Genomic DNA, 17,841 nt, shown 5'->3' with positions numbered 1-17,841 from the left:
GCCAGACGGCAGCTTCCCTGCGCACCGGTGTCCGTGACCAGGGGAATCAGCTAAGGGAGTTTCGCCCAATAGCCCACAGTCCACCGTGCCATGACCGAGCGAACGGCTTCCTGTGAGAGTTCATTCTCCAACCGGTTGTGACTCCAGCCAGGTGGGCAAAACCGGGCCTTCTCTCAGCCCTCCTGTCATCCCACGACCGCACTGATGATCCGGCGCTCGACCGCCGACGTCCACCAAAGGATTCGTTCCATGACCGACATGCTCGACCTCGTCGTCGCCGATCGCCGCCAGGAAGCGCTCGGCGTCGTATCCCTGGTCCTGCGTGCCTACGACGGCTCTCCACTTCCCGCCTGGGAACCTGGTGCCCACATCGACCTCGGGCTCACAGCCGGTCTGGAACGCCAGTACTCCCTGTGCGGCGGCGACACACATTCATGGCGCATCGCTGTACTGCGCGAGCCTGCGGGGCGGGGCGGATCCGAATTCGTTCACAGGGTCCTCCAGCCCGGAACACGGGTACAGGCCCGTGGCCCCCGCAACCACTTCCCTCTGGACGTCGCGCCCGCCTACCGCTTCATAGCCGGCGGCATCGGCATCACACCGATTCTCCCCATGCTCGACGCCGCCTCCCCAGCACCGTGGACACTGCTCTACGGCGGTCGCTCCCGAGACACCATGGCCTTCACAGAGGAGCTGACGTCCCGTCATCCCGCTGGTCGCGTTCTCCTCCACGAGGGCATCCTCGATCTGCGGGGCCACCTCACGGACCTGCGCCCGGGCGAACTCGTCTACGCCTGTGGCCCCTCTGCACTGCTTGAGGCGGTCGAGTCCCTCGTCCCCGCGGAGTCGTTGCGCATCGAGCGCTTCACTCCGTGCGTGACGAACACGGGCGCCTACAACGCCTTCGAGATCGAACTCGCCCACTCCCGCAGGATCTTGCCCGTCTCTGCGGACGAGTCGATCCTGACGGCTCTGCTGGCCGCGGGCGTGGAAGTTCCGTACTCCTGTACCGAGGGCATCTGCGGCACCTGCGAAACCCGCCTTCTCGCCGGCGATGCCGACCACCGCGACAGCATCTTGACACCACAGGAGCGGGCCACCGGTGAGACCCTGATGGTCTGCGTCTCCCGGTCACGGACCCCGCGGCTGACCCTCGACCTCTAGAAGTGGGTCCGGTACAGGTCGATCACCCCATACCGGCTGCCCCCCTTCTCGAAGATGACCGCCTTGACATGGTGTTTCCCCAGGTAGGCGCGGATCGGCGAGTTGGGTGCCTAGTGGAGTCGCTGGAGACAGCCACCGCTACCGATCGGGATGCTGTACGCCCCCTGCATTGAACGCGCCCTCTGACGGCGGCCGTGGCAAAGTCCAGGTGTGCGGCCAGTTGAGTCCAGGCTGATGGCCACCGGAATTGGCTCATCCAACGGCCACCCACCTGGGCATCTCAATGACCGTTGACACTCTCGAACCATGCCCCTTCGGTATCTACGCCGGCGGACAGTCCATTCCGGTCGGTACGCCGTCCGGGGTCTCTCCAGCCGCGCAAAGCGGTGCGCACCAGTCGATCAAGACTCCGTCCATGTCGTGCCGTGGCGCGACTCCGGCAGCCCATCTACTGTCTGCGATGACCAGCACCGGCCAGACCGTCACCCAGTTGCGGGTACCGGACAAAACAAATGAAATCACCTGCTTCGCCGCCCTGCTGGAGCCTTACGACCTGACCGGGGTGACGGTGACCGTCGACGCTCTCCACACACAGCGTGACCACGCCCGCTTCCTCGTCCAGGCCAAGAAGGCGCACTACGCGTTCACCGTGAAGAAGAACCAGAAGGGCCTGTACGACCAGCTTCGGGCCCTGCCCTGGGGTGAGGCGACAGCGAAGTTCTACGACCGCTCCACCGGCCACGGACGCCTGGAGACCCGCGTGGTGCAGGCCTTGACCGTCACCGACCTCGGCGTCGACTTCCCGCACGCCGCCCAGGCCGCGAAGATCGTGCGGCACCGCACCTCGGCCAGGACCGGCAGACGCATCCGCGAGACCGTCTACGTCATCACCGACCTGACCAGCCGACAGGGCTCCCCCGAACAGATCGCGAAGGCCGTGAGGTCATAGTGGGTGATTGAAAACCGGCTCCATTTCGTGCGGGACACCGCCTTCCGCGAAGACGCCTCCAAGGTCCGCACCGGACACGGACCGGAGAACATGGCCACCCTCCGCAGCTTTGCGATCAACCAACTCCGCACTGCTGGCCACACCAATATCGCAGCCGGACTCCGCGAGATGTCCCTCCGCCCCTTCGAGCGGCCGCTGACCCTCCTCGGACTCAGCTGACCAGCGTCGCCCCAAGGCCATCAGACTTTGCAATCGCCCTGAACGCCCGTTGGCCAGGCGTGAAGTTCGCTTGCGGTGCGGTCGGCTTCAGTCCTCTATCCCCGAGAGCGCTTGTCCCGGGCACAGGCTCGCTGCCGCGAGGAGTTTCGCCGGGTCGGCGAGGTGGCCTTCGAGCACCATGACGGTTCCGTCGTCATCGCTCTGGTCGAACACCTCCGGGGCCGTCATGACACACTGCCCGGTCCCGACGCAGCGATCGAGATCGGCGATTATCCGCGTCATCTCCCCTACCAGGTGACCGGCAGCTCGTGGAGGCCATAGACGCCGGCCGTGTCCTTGAACCGCAGTTCGTCGAACGGGGTGGCCAGGCGCAGGGCGGGGATCCGCCGCAAGAGCGTGCCGAAGACGATCTGCAGTTCCAGTCGGGCCAGGTTCTGCCCGAGGCACTGGTGTGCGCCGTATCCGAAGGCGATGTGGTGCCGGGCGTCCTCGCGCTCGATGTCGAACTCGTCGGGCTTGTCGAAGCGGGCCGGATCGTGGTTGCCGGTGTTGGACAACGCCACGACGCCATCTCCTGCCCGGATGGTCACGCCGCCGATCTCGATGTCCTCCGTCGCCAGGCGGGCGGCTGCGGACTCGGCGATGGTGAAGTACCGCAGCAGTTCCTCGATCGCGCCGGGCGTCCTGGCCGGCTCCTCGCGGATCGCGGCCAACGCGTCGGGGTGCTCAAGCAGGGTCATCGTGCCCAAGGAGATCATGTTCGCGGTGGTCTCGTGCCCGGCGACGAGTAGCAGGGCGGCCAGCGCGATCAACTCCCCGCGGTTCGTGGTCTTTTCGAGCTGCCTGGTCAGCAGGTCATCGCCCGGCTCCTGTTCCTTCCTGGTGATCAACTCGTCCAGGAAGGTGAAGAGTTCGATGTTGGCGTTCATCCTTTCGTCGAGAGGGGTGGCGGTGTGCAGAATCGTGGTGGCCCTGGACTGGAAGAAGTCCCGGTCGTCGTAGGACACGCCGAGCAGCTCGCAGATGACTAGGGACGGCACGGGTAGCGCCAGCGCCTCCACGAGGTCGACCGGGCGCGGACCGGCCAGCATCGCGTCGATGTACCGGTCGACGATCTCCTGGATGCGCGGGCGCAGCGCGGCCAGCCGCTTGACGGTGAACTCACCGAGCACCGCCCTGCGGGCCTCCCCGTGCTCAGGCGGGTCCATGGCGATCAGCGAGGGCCTGAAGTCGCCCGGAGGCGGCCCACCGGGCTGCAGCAGGGGGAAGTTCGGTTTGCGCAGGTCAGAGCTGAAGCGGGGGTCGGTCAGCATCCTACGGATGTCCTCGTACCGGGTGAGTACCCACCCCGTCATGCCGTTGCGGAACGTGACGTGGGCGACGGGTTCCTCCTCGCGCAGCCGGACGTGTTCCTCCGGCGGTACGTAGGGGCACTTCCGGACGACGGGCATGACTGGCGTGGTGCTCATGGTTCCACTCCGATCCGCAGGGATGGTGGCCGGGCGACGACAACCCGGGGTTGTTGCGCCGGCTCTATCCCGTGTCGGGGGGCCGGCGATCGTGACCTGGCCCGGCGCCACGGGGCGCCGCGCCAGGTCCTCCTGCCTGGGGCTGTCAGTCCAGGTTGGGTGGGGCGGCCATGTTCACTCCGCTCCAGTGTTCGGCGAGCATGCCATCCCGGATTTTGAAGGCGTTGTAGATGAGGAAGGTGAATTTGCTGGTCGGATCGTCCAGCTCCGGTTGAGGCCGGTCGGCCACGTAGATGAGCATGTCTCCCTCGGCCATCAGGATCGTGGGTGGCCGGAGCAGTTCCGGCTGTACCGGACGGGGCCCGTCGGGGAACAGCATGTTCACGAACATGTCGAATCCGGTGCGCCCGGGCGGGAACTGCGGGTAGTGATGCTGGTAGTCCTCGGCGAAGAAGTCCTTGATCGCCGCCGGGTTCTCGGCGTCGAAGACGTATCGGTAGGAATCAATGACGAGGCGCTTGTTGGCCTCTATTTGTTCCTTGCTCACCGGCGGGCCCGGGTCGATCAGTTGGTGCGCCTTCGGCCTCGCTCGTTGCCATGTCAGGGGGGCAATCTTGTTGTCGCTGGACCAGTGCTCCACGACCTGCCCGTCCTGGAACCGGTACGTGTCGAAGGCGTAGCAGTCGTAACTGGCCGCCGGGTTCTCCGGCTCCGGTTGGGGCACGTAGTAACAGGTCGTCACCAGGTCGTCCTCGGCCAGGATGAACTCCGGCTCCAGCTCCCGGTGGAATTCACCGGCGGCCTGCCTGTTGCGCTCCAGTTGGTCGCGTGTGGTGCGATCGGTCATAGTCACAACACCTTCGTTGCGGGGGTCGGATCTCTGATGGAAGAATTCAGCAAGCACATGTCGCCGCCCCGACGTCGAGGGTCTCGATGAGGGGTGCACCAGACGTTGCGAAAGATCCGCAACGGTTTGGCGGATCGATCCGGCTTTTCTCCGGCCGTCATGCCTGCGGGGTGCTTTCCCTCAGCCGCTTACGGGTTCGCCGCGAAGTACTGCTGGGAGTACATCGCGGCCATTTTGTCTTCATTGACGAGGAGGTTCGTGCGGGTTATCGAGTAGTCGCGGTAGTAGCGGTTCATGCGTGAGCCTTTACGCCCGCCCTCGCTGGTGCTCGATGCCTGGTACAGCAGATCCACCGCTTCCCAGCCCAGGTTGAGGGCCTGCTGCCGGGCCAGGCCGAACTCGATCCCCTCCGCAAAGGTGTATTTCTTGACTCCGTCCGTCACCTCTTGGCAATCTCGCATCACCTGCTCGCTCAGAGCCACCAAGAGGCTTTCGGCCGCGGCGACCCGGCCACTGGCCAGGCCGAACCAGCGCTGCTGGTCCTGATCGGTGTGGAGGGGCGCGGGAGGTCCGGGCGGGGAGCCGGGCAACGGCGTGGCGAACGCCATCTTGGTGCGCAGGAGGCGCTCGTGCTCGTCGAGCGCGGCACGTGCGGTGCCGACCAGCACCGCCGTGATCTCCAGGGGCCACACCACGAACGCCTTCGCGGTGTACAACGGATTGCCGTGCAACTGGTATCCGAGGGTTTCGACCTCGGAGGTGAACGCGATCTGGGCATCGACAACGAAATGATCAGGTATCACGGCCCCGTCGACCCGGATGCTGTCCGATCCGCTGCCGCCCATGCCGAAGGCGCGGCCCCGCCAGTCGCCGAGGGACGTCCAGTCAGCGCGGGGTACGAGCGCGAGCTTGATCTGCGGTAGACCGTCGGAGCCGTCCACCATGCGCACCATGAGCATCGCATGCGACGCGTACGACGATCCGGAACAGTAGTCCCAGGTTCCCTCGATACGCCACCCGTCGTCCACCCGTTCCGCGGTGCCGTGCGGAATACCGCGCAACGGCGCGCCGAAGTCGCCGTTCGGGGAGAGCGCCTCGATCTGCGCCGACTCGGAGAACCAACTCCCCAGTTGCAGCGCGTGCCCGGACGCCAGTGCAAGGCACCAGGCGCTGCTCGGGCATCCGCGAGCGATCTCCATGATCGTGCGGACGAACGTGGGAAGGCCGAACTCATAGCCACCGAAACGGCGGGGCAGGAAAGTGCGATAGAAGCCCGCCTCGCGGAACAGCTCGTGGGTTTCCTGGGAATAGGTCCCGCGCTCCTCGGTCGCCGCCTGCTCCTCCAAGAGGTACGGCCGCAATTCGCGGGCCCGGCGGATGAGGTCCTCCGGTAGCAGGTCCGGCTCCGGCGGCGCGATCTTGACATCTGTGTTAGTCGTCATCGTTCTCCTCGTGCTTACATCTCGATGGCAGGGGGACCACACACCTTGCGTGTCCGCTCCCACTGATCCGTTCCGCCGGCCGCGCGGTATGGGTCGATCACACTCGGACCCCGCGTGCTCAGCAAGGCAACCGCAACCGCGTTCCTCTATGTGGAACTCCGTGGGCGAACGACCGCGAGCACGGGTGTGCCGCCTGGCGTGACACCCGCCGGTGACGGAACCAGAACGTGGACGAAACGACGGACTACCCGGTCCCCCGACCGCCAGGACCGCTGCGGAATCAGACGGATCCGTCGTGCGGCAACTGCGGCGCCGGGAGTCGGCTGCTGTACAGCAGCCATTGCAGGCGGGAGGCCGCGCCGACGAGTGGGCGCACTACCTGCAGGACCTCTGAGTCCGTGCCCAGACGAGGGGCGTAGGCGGCGACGCTGATGGCTGCGACCGAGTCACCGCTCGCCGTCATGATCGGCACGCCCACCGAGTTGACCACGGGCTCGCTCTCGCCGACAGACGTGGCCCACCCGCGTGTTCGCACCATGCGCAACTCATGCAGGAACTCGTCCCACTCGGTGATCGTGCGTTCGGTGACCGGAGTGAGGTCCCGCCCGGGATAGCGGCGGGCCAACTCGTCCGAAGAACAGAACGCGAGCATCGCCTTGCCGCCGGCGACGGAGTGCGCCGGGCGCACCTGGCCCAGCCGCGAGCCGAGCGGCTGGGCGCCGTGTCCTTCGAACGACGCGAACCGCACCGAACGACCTTCGAGAACCCCGATACTGGTGGTGAGGTCCAGCTCGGTGCGCAGCTCGGTCAGGATCGGCGCGACCACATCGTGGATGGCCACGGCCGAGGACATCCGCAGAGGCACCTCGTACAGTGCGGGGCCTGCGACGTAGCGACCGCCGGAGTGCTCCTGGCGCACGTAGCCGGTGGCCACGCAGTTGGCCAGGACGCGGTGTGCGGTCGACCGGGCCACCTGAAGCTCGCTCGCCAGTTCGGTGACCGCGACACCACCACGTTGCGCGACGAGCTGAACGGCCCTAAGGGTCATCTGCGCGGAGTTCACTCCGGTTCCGCTCCGATCAGGCGTCGTCGTCCAAAGCTCTGTGGGTGCCGAACCTCCGCGCGTAGTAGGTCAAGGGCGCGCCGTCGCAGTGGTCGGCGTGCAGCACCTTGCCCAGCAGCACCACGTGGTCCCCGCCCTCGACCATCGACTCGACCTCACATGCCAGCCAGCCGAGCGCGGTCGGCAGCCGCGGCAGTGCGTGGTCAAGCGTCCATCGCGTGTCCGCGAACTTGGCGGCTCCGCCCTTGCGGGCGAAGCGCAGGGCGACGTCGGAGTGCGTCGAACCCAGCACGTTGACGCCGATGCGGCCGGACAGGCGCACGATGCTGAGCAGTTCGCTCGTCCGGTCCAGGGAGACGAGCACCATCGGGGGAGCCACTGACAGGGACATGAACGCGCTGACCGTCGTGCCGTGCGGCACTCCCCCCTGGATTCCCGTCACGACCGTCACCGGTGAGGCGACTCCGGCCATGACGTCGCGGAACGTCCGCGACAGGGAGTCGAGATCGGAAGGGCTCGTCGCGGAAGGGGTCGTCATCACATCGCCTCCGGGTGAGCGTGTTCAAACTCGGTATCGACCTGCATGGCGGGACCTGCGTCCGCGCGGCGAGCGCCTCCGCCGCACGGACTCCTGGGAAGACGCCGGACTGGGACCGAGCACGAGGGCAGTCCGTGCGTCAGGATCCGGGCCGAGGGACTGCGGCTGCTGACGCCCTTTCGCCACGGCCGATGCCCACGCCCGAACGGGGAAGACGTCGAGCCCCTGTCGTCGGGCCCTGCCTCATGCCCGGGCGAGTTCGGTCCGGCAGGCCCGACAGGGATCAGGCCCACGCTCACCGCGATGAGCGTGGGGGCTGTTCCGCCGGGCAGGCAGGCGATGGCGCTCGCCGACGGCTGCCCCGGGCTCGTCGACAGGGACTTCTTCACCGGGAACGCACTCCCCTGGGGGGCTCGGCTGATCCTCGCCCGACCCGGCGGAGAAAGCCGTCGATGCGATCGTTCGCCTGATCCGCGAGCGGGATGGGGAAGCCCGTGAAGGCATGCGTGCCGCCGGGATAGACGGCCAGCTCGGCCGGGCTGCCGGCTGCGAGCCAGCGGACATGCATGAACAACGAGTCGTCCAGGAACGGATCCAGGGTGCCCACTGTGAACAACGCCGCCGGGAGATCCCGCAGATCCGCGAACAGGGGCGACAGATCCGGATCCTGGCGTTGTTCGCTCCGGGGCGCGACCGCACCGGTACACGCCTGGATGATGTCGGTGGAAACCGGTATCGCGTCGACGCCCAGCAGCGTCTGGCTCGGGGTCATCGAGAGGTCATAGTTCCCGAAGACCAGATTCGCCGCCTGGAACCCGGTGGACCCGCGCCGCTCACGCAGCCGGACCAGGACGGAGGCCGCGAGAGTCGCACCCGCCGACTCGCCGCCGATCGCGAGCGCGTCGGTGCCGAACTCCGACCGGGCGTTATCGATGAGCCACAACGCCGCGGATTCGGCGTCGTCCCATGCCGCAGGGTGAGGGTGCGCGGGTGCCAGCCGGTAGTCCACGTCGATGCAGGCGAGGTCGGTGTTCCGCGCGATCCGCTCCAGCAGTTGGTCCGACTGCGCCGCGCTGCCCCCGACGAAACCCCCGCCGTGGAAGTGCAGGTAGACGCCCTTGGGCCGGTCGGGAGCGATCACCCGCAGAGCCAGTTCGTGACCACCCTGTCCCGTGATCCGGATGACGCGCGCACGCTCCGAAGGCTCCACGGGAGGCATCGGAGGACCACCGCCCGCCCCAGGACCGGGCACATCCTTCAGCAGCTCCCGGAACTCCTGGTTGAACTTAGCCGTCTCGGGCGTGATCGCATCCGCTCGGAACAACGTCACGTCGAGCCCGTTCTCCTGGTCCGGTCCGGGCGTCGTCACCGGGACCCCTCGCCGCCGGCGACCGCCGAGGATTCCGTGGCGTCCACGTCGATGCTGCTGGGCGCGGGCCAGCTCTTGATCTCCGGCACGCAGTGCTCGGCGAAACACCGCATGTTGCGCACCGACTCGTCGTTGGGCATCCCGCCGAAGAACAGCTGCGGGAACAGCCCCTGCGGCTGGTTCTGGTCCCGCACCTCCTCCAGACGCTTCAGCACCTGGTCCGGTGTGCCCGCGATGATCTGCGAGACGAAGCCGTCCACCGCCCGCTCGACGTCCTCATCGGTCTCCATCGGCGGCATGGGCCCAAAGGCGGGACGGCCGCGCTGCTCGTAGTGCCAGATGCCGACGCGGAGCGAGTTGCCGCCGTACTGGCGGGCGATCTCCTGCGCGCGGTCCGCGCTCTCGTCGACGACGACGACGCTCGATGCGAAAGGTGCCGGAGGCTGGCTGTCGGGGCCCTGCGATTCCCGCCATGCTTCCAGGTAGGCGTCCTTCGGAAAACCGCCTGGGGGCAGCGGGAACGGAAGCGTGCTGGTCACCAGCTGTCCCATACCCAGTTTGCCCGCCTGCTGCTGAGAACTGGGTGAGCCGAAGGCCCCGAACAACCGGCCTTCGAAGGAGTGGCTCGGCCGGGGGCGCAGCTCCACCCGCGGCTGTTGGAAGAGCTCACCGCCCTCCATAACACCCGTCCGCAGTCCCTGCACGACGAGCTCCAGCATCTCGTCGTAGCGCTCTCGCGACGTTGCCTGGTCGATCCGCAGCCCCCGGTACTCCCGCGGCGCCATGCCCCGCCCGAATCCGATGATCGCGCGACCGTTGGACACGTGGTCGAGCAGAATGATCTGCTCGGCCACCCGGACCGGATCGTGCCAGGGCAGGACGAGCACCTGGGTGCCGAGCCGGATCCGCCGGGTGCGGCCGGCGAGGTAGGACAGGTACATCAGGGGGTCCGGCGCGAGGGAGTGGCGGGTGAAGTGGTGCTCAGTGATCCACACTGAGTCCAGGCCCAACTCCTCCGCGAGCACCCACCGCTCAAGCTCCTCGCGTACGAACTGCTTGTCCGAGAAGTCGGCCTCCTCGCAATCCAGACCGTAATGCTGAACTCCTGTGGCCATTCCGACGTGCATAGTGATTCCTCCAGGAAATTGGTTGACGTTCACGGGATCTGAAAGCTCAAAATGAGCAGAATGAGAGCCAGGCCGAAAAGAAGGAGTGTGAGTCGCTGCTCAGCCGAGCAATTCGGTAATGGCACGGCGCATCGCCATATCGGCCGCGAGACGTTTGAGGTCGGGTTCCTCATCGGGCATCGAGGCGAGGATCGCCTCCCGCCGGAGCTCGATCTGCGCCTTGTTCATGCGTTCGGTGAAAACGTAGGGTTCGTCGTGACGGATGGCGTGCAATACCTGTCGACCGACGTCCAACGGATCTCTACCGAAGGCGAGCATGCCCTTCACCATGTCGGGATCCATGCCGATGCCGTGAGGCCCGAGTTCGGCACCGGCTCCGCGGTATCGCTCCGGTCGCATGTCGGCGTGATCGTGAATATTCGTATTGACCGCCGCAGGGCAGAGCACCGTGACGCCGATACCCTCGGCTGACAAGTCCTCGCGCAGACATTCCATCATCGCGACGACACCGAATTTGGTGGTCGAATAAACACCGCCGTGACTGGCCACCGCGATACCGCCGGACGAGGCCGTAGCCATCACATGGCCGGCCTCCCCGTGCGCTCGGATGCGCGGCAGGACGGTGGTGACACCGTTGATCACCCCACCGAGATTGACGCCCAGCAACCAGTCCCAGTCTTCATAGGTCGCCTGTGCGATGGAGGTGAGGACGCCGATTCCCGCGTTGTTGCACAACACGTGGATCCGGGAGAAGACCCGCTCGGCCTCATCAGCCGCACGGGACCAGGCCTCGCGATCGGCCACGTCCAGTTTGACCAGGTGAAACTCCGATCCCGATCGCGCCAGAGTCTCCTCGGCCGCCGCCAGATGGTCGTCCCTGATATCCGCGACGACTACTTTCATGCCCGCTTGGCAAAAAGCCTTCGCCATGCCGATGCCTATGCCGGACGCGCCACCGGTGATGAACGCGACCTTCCCGGAGAAGTCCCGCACCTCAGGCCCCTCTCCCGGCCGGACCGCGATTTCCGGTTCGCCACTCCAACATGTAGACCGCGCCGTCCATGCCGGGCGGCGGTCCGCCGCCCGGCATCGCCATCGCTCGATCGGGTGCGGCGTCACAGGCCACGAGCAGGGGCTCGAAATACCGTGCGATCTCGTCGCCGAACTCGGCGTGGGTAAGCACGTACATATCGTTGCGGCGGACCCCCTCAAGCACACGCCGCCCGAGCTCGAACGCATCCATCCCTGCGTCCATCGGCGGGCCGCCCTCCCCGTTCGCCGGGAATTGGGGGCGGCTCCCCCAGGTGTCGGTGCGCGTCAGTCCGGGACAGAGGACCGACACGCCGATGCCGGAATCGAGCAGCTCGGCGCGCAGCGCCTCCATCATGCCCAGCACCCCGCGCTTGGCCACCGAGTAGATCCCGGAGTTACTCAAGGGTGTCAGCGCCGCCATCGACGCCGTGGAGATGATGTGTCCGCCCTGGCCGTGCGCGAGCATCCTGCCCAGGAAGGTCTGCACACCGTTGACCACCCCTCCCAGGTCGACCCCGAGGACTCGGTCCCAGTCGTCATAGTTCGCTTCGGCGATACGTCCGAACGCGCTGATCCCTGCGTTGTTCGCCAGGAGGTGGACATGCCCGAACATACGTTCGGCCTCATCCGCCGCCTGCAGCCAACCGGCACGATCGGTGACGTCCAGACGGATGAAGTGAAAGGAGTGGCCGGTCGGGCTCAGGAACTCACGGGCGTGGCCCAGATGATCCTCGCGGGCGTCAGTGACGACGACCTTCATCCCGCTTTCCGCGAACGCTTGCGCCATCCCGAGACCGATGCCACTGCCCGCTCCGGTGATGAGCGCCACCTTGCCTGCAACATCCCTCATCTGTGCATGACCTCCTCGCCAAGCGCCTCACCGTGTCCTGCATATTCGGACAGCCATGCCGTGTTGCAGGACAAGTGAAGCCGAGGAAGTCGGAGTCGTCAAGCGTCGATACCCATGCCACGGGACAGCACCGTCCCGTACAACGGTCGCTATGCTGAGCACGTGACGTCCAACAGTTCAGATGTGGAACCCGCCTCGCGGGACGGCGGCGACGCCGGAATCAAGATCATCGGACGCGCCGTGGCGGTGCTCCGGGCGCTCGCCGGAGAACGGGAGGGACTCAGCCTCTCCCAACTCGCCGAAAACACCGGGCTGCCGCGCTCGACGGTTCACCGACTGGTCTCCGCCATGGAGGTCGAGGGTGTGCTCGTCGCCGCGTCAACCACCGGTCGCGTACGTATCGGTCCCGAGCTGGTGCGGGTGGCCGAAGCCGGCCGACCTGATGTCCGTGCACATCTCAGACCAGCGATGGAGCATCTCGCCCAGACACTTGGGGAAACCGTCGACCTCGCGGTCATGGAACCCGGACGACTGCGGATCATCGATTCAATCGAGGGCCAACACCTCCTGCGTGCCGTGTCGGTGGTGGGAACCACCATTCCGCTGCACTGCACGGCCAACGGCAAAGCCCTCCTCGCCAAGTTGAGCGACGCCGAGGTCGCGCGCGTCCTACCTGCCCGACTGACGCGCTTCACACCGGCGACGATCACGCACCGGGCGGCATTTCTGGACGAACTCGCGAAGGTTCGGCGTACCGGTATCGCCTTCGATCGGGAAGAAAGCACTCCCGGGATCTCCGCCAGCGCCATCGCTGTCCAGGATCCGTACGGCACTCTGGCAGCGCTTGGTGTCCCGATGCCCACCATTCGCTTCCAGGACCGCGAGCGAGACATCACCACCGCGCTCAACACTGCACGCGAGCAGGCCGTGTCCTTGTCCTCGGTCGACATGCTGTCCGAAACCGACTCAGGCAGCGCACAGAGCCCCCCGTGACGGGGAGCGGCACCGCGAACACCGACCCATCACCCGCCCATCGCAGTGGGCCGCGCCCAGGTGAACTCGCCAGATCCCACAGCGCCTTGACATCGATTGCGACCGCTTCCTCGTCGGGGACGCCGATCGCTGCGACAGCATGTTCGCCGCAGCAGCGGTCCGATCGTCTGCCCCGCCCCTACGACGCGACGGCCCCGTCAAGACCCCCTCACCCTCCGGCACTCCAACCCGCCGTTACTCGCCATCCCTCAGCTGCCGCAGTCCGCGCAGGTCGAGATCCAACCCGAAAGAGAACTCGTCCTCCGACGACACCGGCGAGGGGGCGACCGCTGCCGTCACGGAGAAGCGGGGAGGGCCCACCTCGCGGAAGCCGGCAGACGCCGACGCGTCGTCCCGGTCCGTGCTGCCCCGCCCCTTGAGCCGGATCGCGAAGCGCATGACGTAGTACCGAGAATCGCACAGGCGCGTGCTGCCGTCCGAGGCGGGAAACCGCCGCCGAACAAAACCGCGGCGCAGCCTTCGCGCAGCATCGCGATGACCAAATATTGCACTTTCTGCAAAGAATGCATATTGAGAAAATATGCACAGACTGCAATCATGGAGTGCATGACTCGTAGGAAAGAAGGACTGCGTGAGCGCAGGCGCCGTGAAACGCGGCAGGAGATCCGGGCCGCCGCACTGCGCTTGGCGACAGAACACGGCTTCGACAAGGTCACCGTAGAGATGATCACCACTGAGGCCGACGTCTCTCATCGCACCTTCTTCAACTACTTCCCGAACAAGGAGGCGGCCGTCGTCCAGGCGCCTCCGAAGCTGCCGGACGACGAGGTCGAGGCCTTCACCGCCGCCGGCCCCGCGCACCCCCGCGAAGTCCTGGCGGAACTGACCGCGCTGCTCTTGCGGGACATGGCCGAGCAGCCACCACAGCGAGACGAGTTCTCCGCCACCTTCTCGCTGGCCCGCGAGTACCCACCCGTACTGGCCGCGCTGTTGGCGAGCTTCGGGGCGTTCGAGCAGTACTTGGCCGAAACCGTGGCAACACGCACGGGGGAACGGCCGCAGGACGAGTCACCTCGCCTGATCGCCGCCCTGGCGATGACCGCCCTCAGGACCGGTATGGAGAGCTGGGTTGCCGACGGCCACAAGGAGCAGGACGACAGCCCGATGCCGCACGTGGAGCGCGTGATGGCCTTGCTGCGCTCCCTCCTCGGCTCCTGACCCCGGGATGGCTCCTCGTCGGTTCCCCATGCCTCGGCCGCCACCACGACATCACCCCTCTGGAGCATCTTGTGACCGACCCCTCCCCCACTACGAAGGCAGAGCAGCCTGACTCCTCGGCCCTGCCCCAGCGCTTCGGCCTGCTGTTCGCCAGCCTGATGACGACCATGCTGCTCGCCTCTCTCGACCAGACGATCGTCTCCACCGCACTGCCCACCGTCGTCGGCGAACTGCACGGCCTGGACCACATGGCGTGGGTCACCACCGCTTACATCATGGCCGCCACGATCGGCATGCCCCTGTACGGCCGTTTCGGGGATCTGATCGGCCGTAAGGCACTCCTCCTCGGCGGCATCGGTGTTTTCATCGCCGGATCGATACTCGCCGGAGCCGCGTCCAGCATGACCATGCTGATCATCGGTCGAGCTGTTCAAGGGCTGGGCGGCGGCGGTCTGATGATCACTTCTCAGGCGATCATCGCCGAGCTCGTTCCACCGCGGGAACGTGCGCGGTTCATGGCCCCGCTCGGCGCGGTGTTCGGCCTCTCCTCCGTGGGCGGGCCGCTTCTCGGCGGCTGGTTCACCGACACCGTCTCCTGGCGGTGGTGCTTCTGGATCAATCTGCCGGTGGGCGCCGCCGCCCTCGCGGTATGCGCCTTCGCCCTACGCACGCCGCGCAAGTCCGGCAAGGTCACCATCGACTATCTCGGCATCACCCTGATGGCCGTCGCCGTCGCCGCCACGGTGCTGGTGGCGGACTGGGGCGGCAACCAATACGGCTGGACGGACCCGCTGGTCCTCGGCCTGGCCGCCGGCGCCGTCGTTGCCTGGATTCTGTTCTTCTCCTCGCAGAGCCGCGCCGCGGAGCCGATCGTCCCGTTGTGGCTGTTCCGCAGCCGGATCTTCAACATCGCCACGCTGACGGGCCTGATCGTGGTCGGCGTCGGAATGTTCGTGGTCGTCGCCTATCTGCCCACCTACCTGCAGATGGTGTACGGCGTCTCCGCAACCGAGTCCGGCCTGCTGCTCGTCCCCATGATCCTCGGCCTCATGGGCACCGCCATCCCCTCCGGGCTGTTGATCAGTCGAACCGGACGCTACAAGATCTACCCGATCATCGGCTCACTTCTGGTGACCATCACCGCCGTACTGCTGTCCACGATGGACGTCGACACTCCAGTGACGGTGGTCTCCGGATACACCTTCCTGCTGGGCGCCGGCGTCGGCCTGGTCATACAGAACCTGGTCCTGGCCGTGCAGAACGCGTTCCCCACAAGCGCGGTAGGCACAGCCACTTCCGCCAACAACTTCTTCCGCGAGATCGGCGCCACGATCGGCACAGCGGTCGTCGGAGCGGCCTTCGCCCAACGGCTCACGGACCAGCTCTCCGCCCGGCTGGCGAGTAGCTCCGTCAGTGGCCTGGGCGACAGCAACTCCCTCACACCTTCACTGGTGCACTCGCTGCCGGAACAGCTCCAGGACTCCGTGATCGACGCATACCAGCACGCACTGACCCCGATCTTCGGGTACGTAGCCGCCCTGTTGGTCGTCGGCGTCCTGCTGGCCCTCGTCCTCCCGCAGAAGGAACTCGCCCTCACCAACTCCGACATGAGCGCCAGCCTCTCGGCCGTCCCACCACAGTCACAAGAAAGCGACAGGACGGCCACCCGCACCTAACACCTCCGCCGGTCCGTAGGCCGGTCGAGAGCCGACCCATCGCCGCAACCCGATGGTCCGGCCCGCACCGTCGAAGTCACCAACCACGAACAGGGCTTGGCCACGCAGGCTCTCGGCGGGTGTACCAACGCCTCAAACCACCTGGCTCGCCGGACCCGCGACGGGCGGCGGCCACGGCGCGTCGATGTCTCCCTCGGCACCTTCGGGCACTCGGCCCAGCGGCTCCTCGGTGCTGGCATGACCGGCACGATCGCGCGCTCCGTGCTGGGTGTCGTCCACGTTCCGCCGACGAAGAAGGTGTCGTAACGCAGCTCCATCATCAGCCACTTTCACCGTGAAGGGATCCGCTCAGCCGGGCTGGCAGCGGGATGTGCAGTCGATGGGAGCCATGTGCTCATCGGGGACGGCGAACGCGTTGTGCGCGGGCGTGAAGGGAAGTCTCCGGTGGACACCCTGGGAGGCCCACGACGAGGCGGGCCGCCGACGAGGGGACCGGCCCCGCAGTCCAAAGATGCGACGGCCTGCTATACGGCCGGTACCGAATTCCCCCGACCCTTTCTTCACCAGGTTCCCGGGGTTGACGTACTTGCAGCGCAGCCCACCAATAGTTGTAATGGCACGAACTGTCGTATCGTGAATGCGCGGCCGTGTCCCGACGACGACACACGGCAAGGAGGCGCTCCATGTCTCATACCGCAGCGCTACCAGTCCAGGCTGTCGACTCGTTCGCCAATCTCGGCTGGCCCGCCAGCGGCTGGCACGCGGCGGCGCGCAGCGAGGAACTGGGGCCGCGGACCCTGGCCCGGACGACCGACCCCGAACGTCGTACACCACGGGCGGTCGCGCCATGACGCGTCCGACCACCCGGCTCTCCCCGTGGCCGGCCCGCTACCCTGCCGCTCACGTAGGCGTCGCAGTCGGCGAGCGCGGGACAGAAGGGTGTGGGGCAGTGGTACCCGGTCCGGCAGGCGCGATCCCGGACGAGGCGGTCTTCGCCGCGGGCGGTCTGGTGCGCACGGCGCAGCAGGTCCACAACCGACTGTGGCAGGAACTGGTGCCCGACGGGTACACCTCGCCGCAGTTCGCCGTACTGCATCGCCTGCGGATGCGTCCGGGTATCGACCAGCGCACCCTCTGCGAGGCGCTGAGCCTGGACAAGGCCACCGTCGCGGAGCTCGTGACCCGGATGGATCAGGCAGGCCTGGTCGCCCGCGAGCGGGCCGCCGACGACGCCCGCCGCAATGCGCTCCGGCTCACCGACGAGGGCAGAGCCGCGTTTCTGGATCTGGCCCCGTGGGTCGCCCAGGTACAACTGCATCTCAGCGCGGCTCTGAGCCCGGAGGAGGCCGGCCGGTTCCTGCACCTCATGCGGACGGTCGCCGGTGTCGCTCCCGGCGCCTGGATCTCCACAGCACCCGCGGTGGTGCTGATCGGCCTGCCCGCCGACCCCTCGCACATCCCCGGACACCTGATCCGGGTCGCCCAGCAGCAGCACACCCGGTACTGGACGGATGCCGTGGGGACACGACTGACCTCTCCGCAGTACGGCGTGCTCTACCGGCTCGCCCGTGAGCCGGGCATAGACCAAACGACGCTCGCCGCGCGCGTGGCCCTGGCCAAGGCGCCGACGGGGGAGATCGTCAAGCGACTCGTCTCTCGCGGTGAGGTGCGGCGCACGACGGACCCGCACGACGGTCGTCGCAAGCTGCTCACCCTGACGGACGAAGGACTCCAGGTGCTGTACAAGGTGATGCCCGCCGTCCTGGACGTCCAGCGCAGGCTGACGCAGGACCTTCGAGCGGACGAACTCGACGAACTGCTCGGCCTGCTCGGACGAATGAGCCAGGCATAGGGCTCTGAGCGGGAGCGGGGTGCGACCCTTCTC

19 protein-coding genes and 1 pseudogene are annotated in these 17,841 nt (G+C 66.9%); 9 read left to right on the top strand and 11 right to left on the bottom strand.

Going from position 1 to position 17,841, the window contains the following annotated elements:
• The first annotated feature begins 249 nt into the window (after nucleotides 1-249).
• The 3 genes and pseudogenes from OG407_RS48970 (at nucleotide 250) to OG407_RS48960 (ending at nucleotide 2,332) form a co-directional block, all read left to right on the top strand.
• Entirely contained in the window at nucleotides 250-1,164 is a 915-nt protein-coding gene (locus tag OG407_RS48970) for a PDR/VanB family oxidoreductase (protein ID WP_405867900.1), read from the top strand.
• 298 nt (nucleotides 1,165-1,462) lie between these two features.
• Nucleotides 1,463-2,113 (top strand): annotated as a pseudogene (locus tag OG407_RS48965) (ISAs1 family transposase); the annotation flags it as partial.
• A 3-nt stretch (nucleotides 2,114-2,116) separates the two neighbouring features.
• Nucleotides 2,117-2,332, top strand: a complete 216-nt coding sequence (locus OG407_RS48960; RefSeq protein WP_329351959.1) for a hypothetical protein — start codon at nucleotides 2,117-2,119, stop codon at nucleotides 2,330-2,332.
• Between the two features lie 87 nt (nucleotides 2,333-2,419).
• On the opposite strand, the gene OG407_RS48955 is transcribed toward OG407_RS48960, so the two are convergent.
• From OG407_RS48955 to OG407_RS48910, 10 genes are all read right to left on the bottom strand, one after another.
• Nucleotides 2,420-2,614, bottom strand: a complete 195-nt coding sequence (locus tag OG407_RS48955; protein ID WP_329351958.1) for a ferredoxin — start codon at nucleotides 2,612-2,614, stop codon at nucleotides 2,420-2,422.
• A gap of 5 nt (nucleotides 2,615-2,619) precedes the next feature.
• Nucleotides 2,620-3,801, bottom strand: coding sequence for a cytochrome P450 (locus tag OG407_RS48950; protein ID WP_329351957.1), 1,182 nt, complete (start codon nucleotides 3,799-3,801; stop codon nucleotides 2,620-2,622).
• 145 nt (nucleotides 3,802-3,946) lie between these two features.
• Nucleotides 3,947-4,648: a hypothetical protein gene (locus OG407_RS48945; RefSeq protein ID WP_405867897.1), complete on the bottom strand. Its 702-nt coding sequence runs from the start codon at nucleotides 4,646-4,648 to the stop codon at nucleotides 3,947-3,949.
• A 188-nt stretch (nucleotides 4,649-4,836) separates the two neighbouring features.
• The gene (locus OG407_RS48940) at nucleotides 4,837-6,090 is read right to left on the bottom strand and encodes an acyl-CoA dehydrogenase family protein (protein ID WP_405867895.1); all 1,254 of its coding nucleotides are present in this window, start codon (nucleotides 6,088-6,090) and stop codon (nucleotides 4,837-4,839) included.
• A gap of 280 nt (nucleotides 6,091-6,370) precedes the next feature.
• A complete protein-coding gene (locus OG407_RS48935) occupies nucleotides 6,371-7,138 on the bottom strand; it encodes an IclR family transcriptional regulator (protein WP_405867893.1) in 768 nt (255 codons plus the stop codon).
• A gap of 31 nt (nucleotides 7,139-7,169) precedes the next feature.
• Entirely contained in the window at nucleotides 7,170-7,691 is a 522-nt protein-coding gene (locus tag OG407_RS48930; protein WP_329351953.1) for a flavin reductase family protein, read from the bottom strand.
• 385 nt (nucleotides 7,692-8,076) lie between these two features.
• Nucleotides 8,077-9,060 carry an alpha/beta hydrolase fold domain-containing protein gene (locus OG407_RS48925; RefSeq protein ID WP_329351952.1) on the bottom strand — a complete coding sequence of 328 codons (984 nt, stop codon included), beginning with the start codon at nucleotides 9,058-9,060 and terminating at the stop codon, nucleotides 8,077-8,079.
• Complete coding sequence (locus OG407_RS48920; protein WP_329351951.1) at nucleotides 9,057-10,175, bottom strand: LLM class flavin-dependent oxidoreductase; 1,119 nt, start codon at nucleotides 10,173-10,175, stop codon at nucleotides 9,057-9,059. The genes OG407_RS48925 and OG407_RS48920 overlap by 4 nt, the downstream gene beginning before the upstream one ends.
• A gap of 111 nt (nucleotides 10,176-10,286) precedes the next feature.
• Nucleotides 10,287-11,180, bottom strand: a complete 894-nt coding sequence (locus OG407_RS48915) for an SDR family NAD(P)-dependent oxidoreductase (RefSeq protein ID WP_329351950.1) — start codon at nucleotides 11,178-11,180, stop codon at nucleotides 10,287-10,289.
• A gap of 1 nt (nucleotide 11,181) precedes the next feature.
• A complete protein-coding gene (locus tag OG407_RS48910; protein WP_405867889.1) occupies nucleotides 11,182-12,069 on the bottom strand; it encodes an SDR family NAD(P)-dependent oxidoreductase in 888 nt (295 codons plus the stop codon).
• A gap of 162 nt (nucleotides 12,070-12,231) precedes the next feature.
• On the opposite strand from OG407_RS48910, the gene OG407_RS48905 reads away from it, so the two are divergent.
• Entirely contained in the window at nucleotides 12,232-13,062 is an 831-nt protein-coding gene (locus tag OG407_RS48905; protein ID WP_329351948.1) for an IclR family transcriptional regulator, read from the top strand.
• Between the two features lie 234 nt (nucleotides 13,063-13,296).
• Here OG407_RS48905 and OG407_RS48900 read toward each other — a convergent pair whose 3' ends face one another.
• Complete coding sequence (locus OG407_RS48900) at nucleotides 13,297-13,500, bottom strand: hypothetical protein (protein ID WP_405867887.1); 204 nt, start codon at nucleotides 13,498-13,500, stop codon at nucleotides 13,297-13,299.
• Nucleotides 13,501-13,668: 168 nt separating this feature from the next.
• Here OG407_RS48900 and OG407_RS48895 point away from each other — a divergent pair, with 168 nt between their 5' ends.
• The 5 genes from OG407_RS48895 (at nucleotide 13,669) to OG407_RS48875 (ending at nucleotide 17,808) form a co-directional block, all read left to right on the top strand.
• Nucleotides 13,669-14,280 carry a TetR/AcrR family transcriptional regulator gene (locus OG407_RS48895; protein ID WP_405867885.1) on the top strand — a complete coding sequence of 204 codons (612 nt, stop codon included), beginning with the start codon at nucleotides 13,669-13,671 and terminating at the stop codon, nucleotides 14,278-14,280.
• Nucleotides 14,281-14,351: 71 nt separating this feature from the next.
• Nucleotides 14,352-15,956, top strand: coding sequence for an MDR family MFS transporter (locus OG407_RS48890; protein ID WP_405867883.1), 1,605 nt, complete (start codon nucleotides 14,352-14,354; stop codon nucleotides 15,954-15,956).
• Nucleotides 15,957-16,052: 96 nt separating this feature from the next.
• Nucleotides 16,053-16,262: a hypothetical protein gene (locus OG407_RS48885; RefSeq protein WP_329351941.1), complete on the top strand. Its 210-nt coding sequence runs from the start codon at nucleotides 16,053-16,055 to the stop codon at nucleotides 16,260-16,262.
• 377 nt (nucleotides 16,263-16,639) lie between these two features.
• The gene (locus tag OG407_RS48880) at nucleotides 16,640-16,807 is read left to right on the top strand and encodes a hypothetical protein (RefSeq protein WP_329351939.1); all 168 of its coding nucleotides are present in this window, start codon (nucleotides 16,640-16,642) and stop codon (nucleotides 16,805-16,807) included.
• A gap of 98 nt (nucleotides 16,808-16,905) precedes the next feature.
• The gene (locus OG407_RS48875; protein ID WP_405867880.1) at nucleotides 16,906-17,808 is read left to right on the top strand and encodes a MarR family winged helix-turn-helix transcriptional regulator; all 903 of its coding nucleotides are present in this window, start codon (nucleotides 16,906-16,908) and stop codon (nucleotides 17,806-17,808) included.
• Nucleotides 17,809-17,841: the final 33 nt, after the last annotated feature.

It is taken from the genome of Streptomyces sp. NBC_01515, from assembly GCF_045040345.1.
GTDB lineage: Bacteria > Actinomycetota > Actinomycetes > Streptomycetales > Streptomycetaceae > Streptomyces.
Note: the sequence above shows the minus strand (reverse complement) of the source record. Positions and strands in the feature narration are given on the sequence as shown.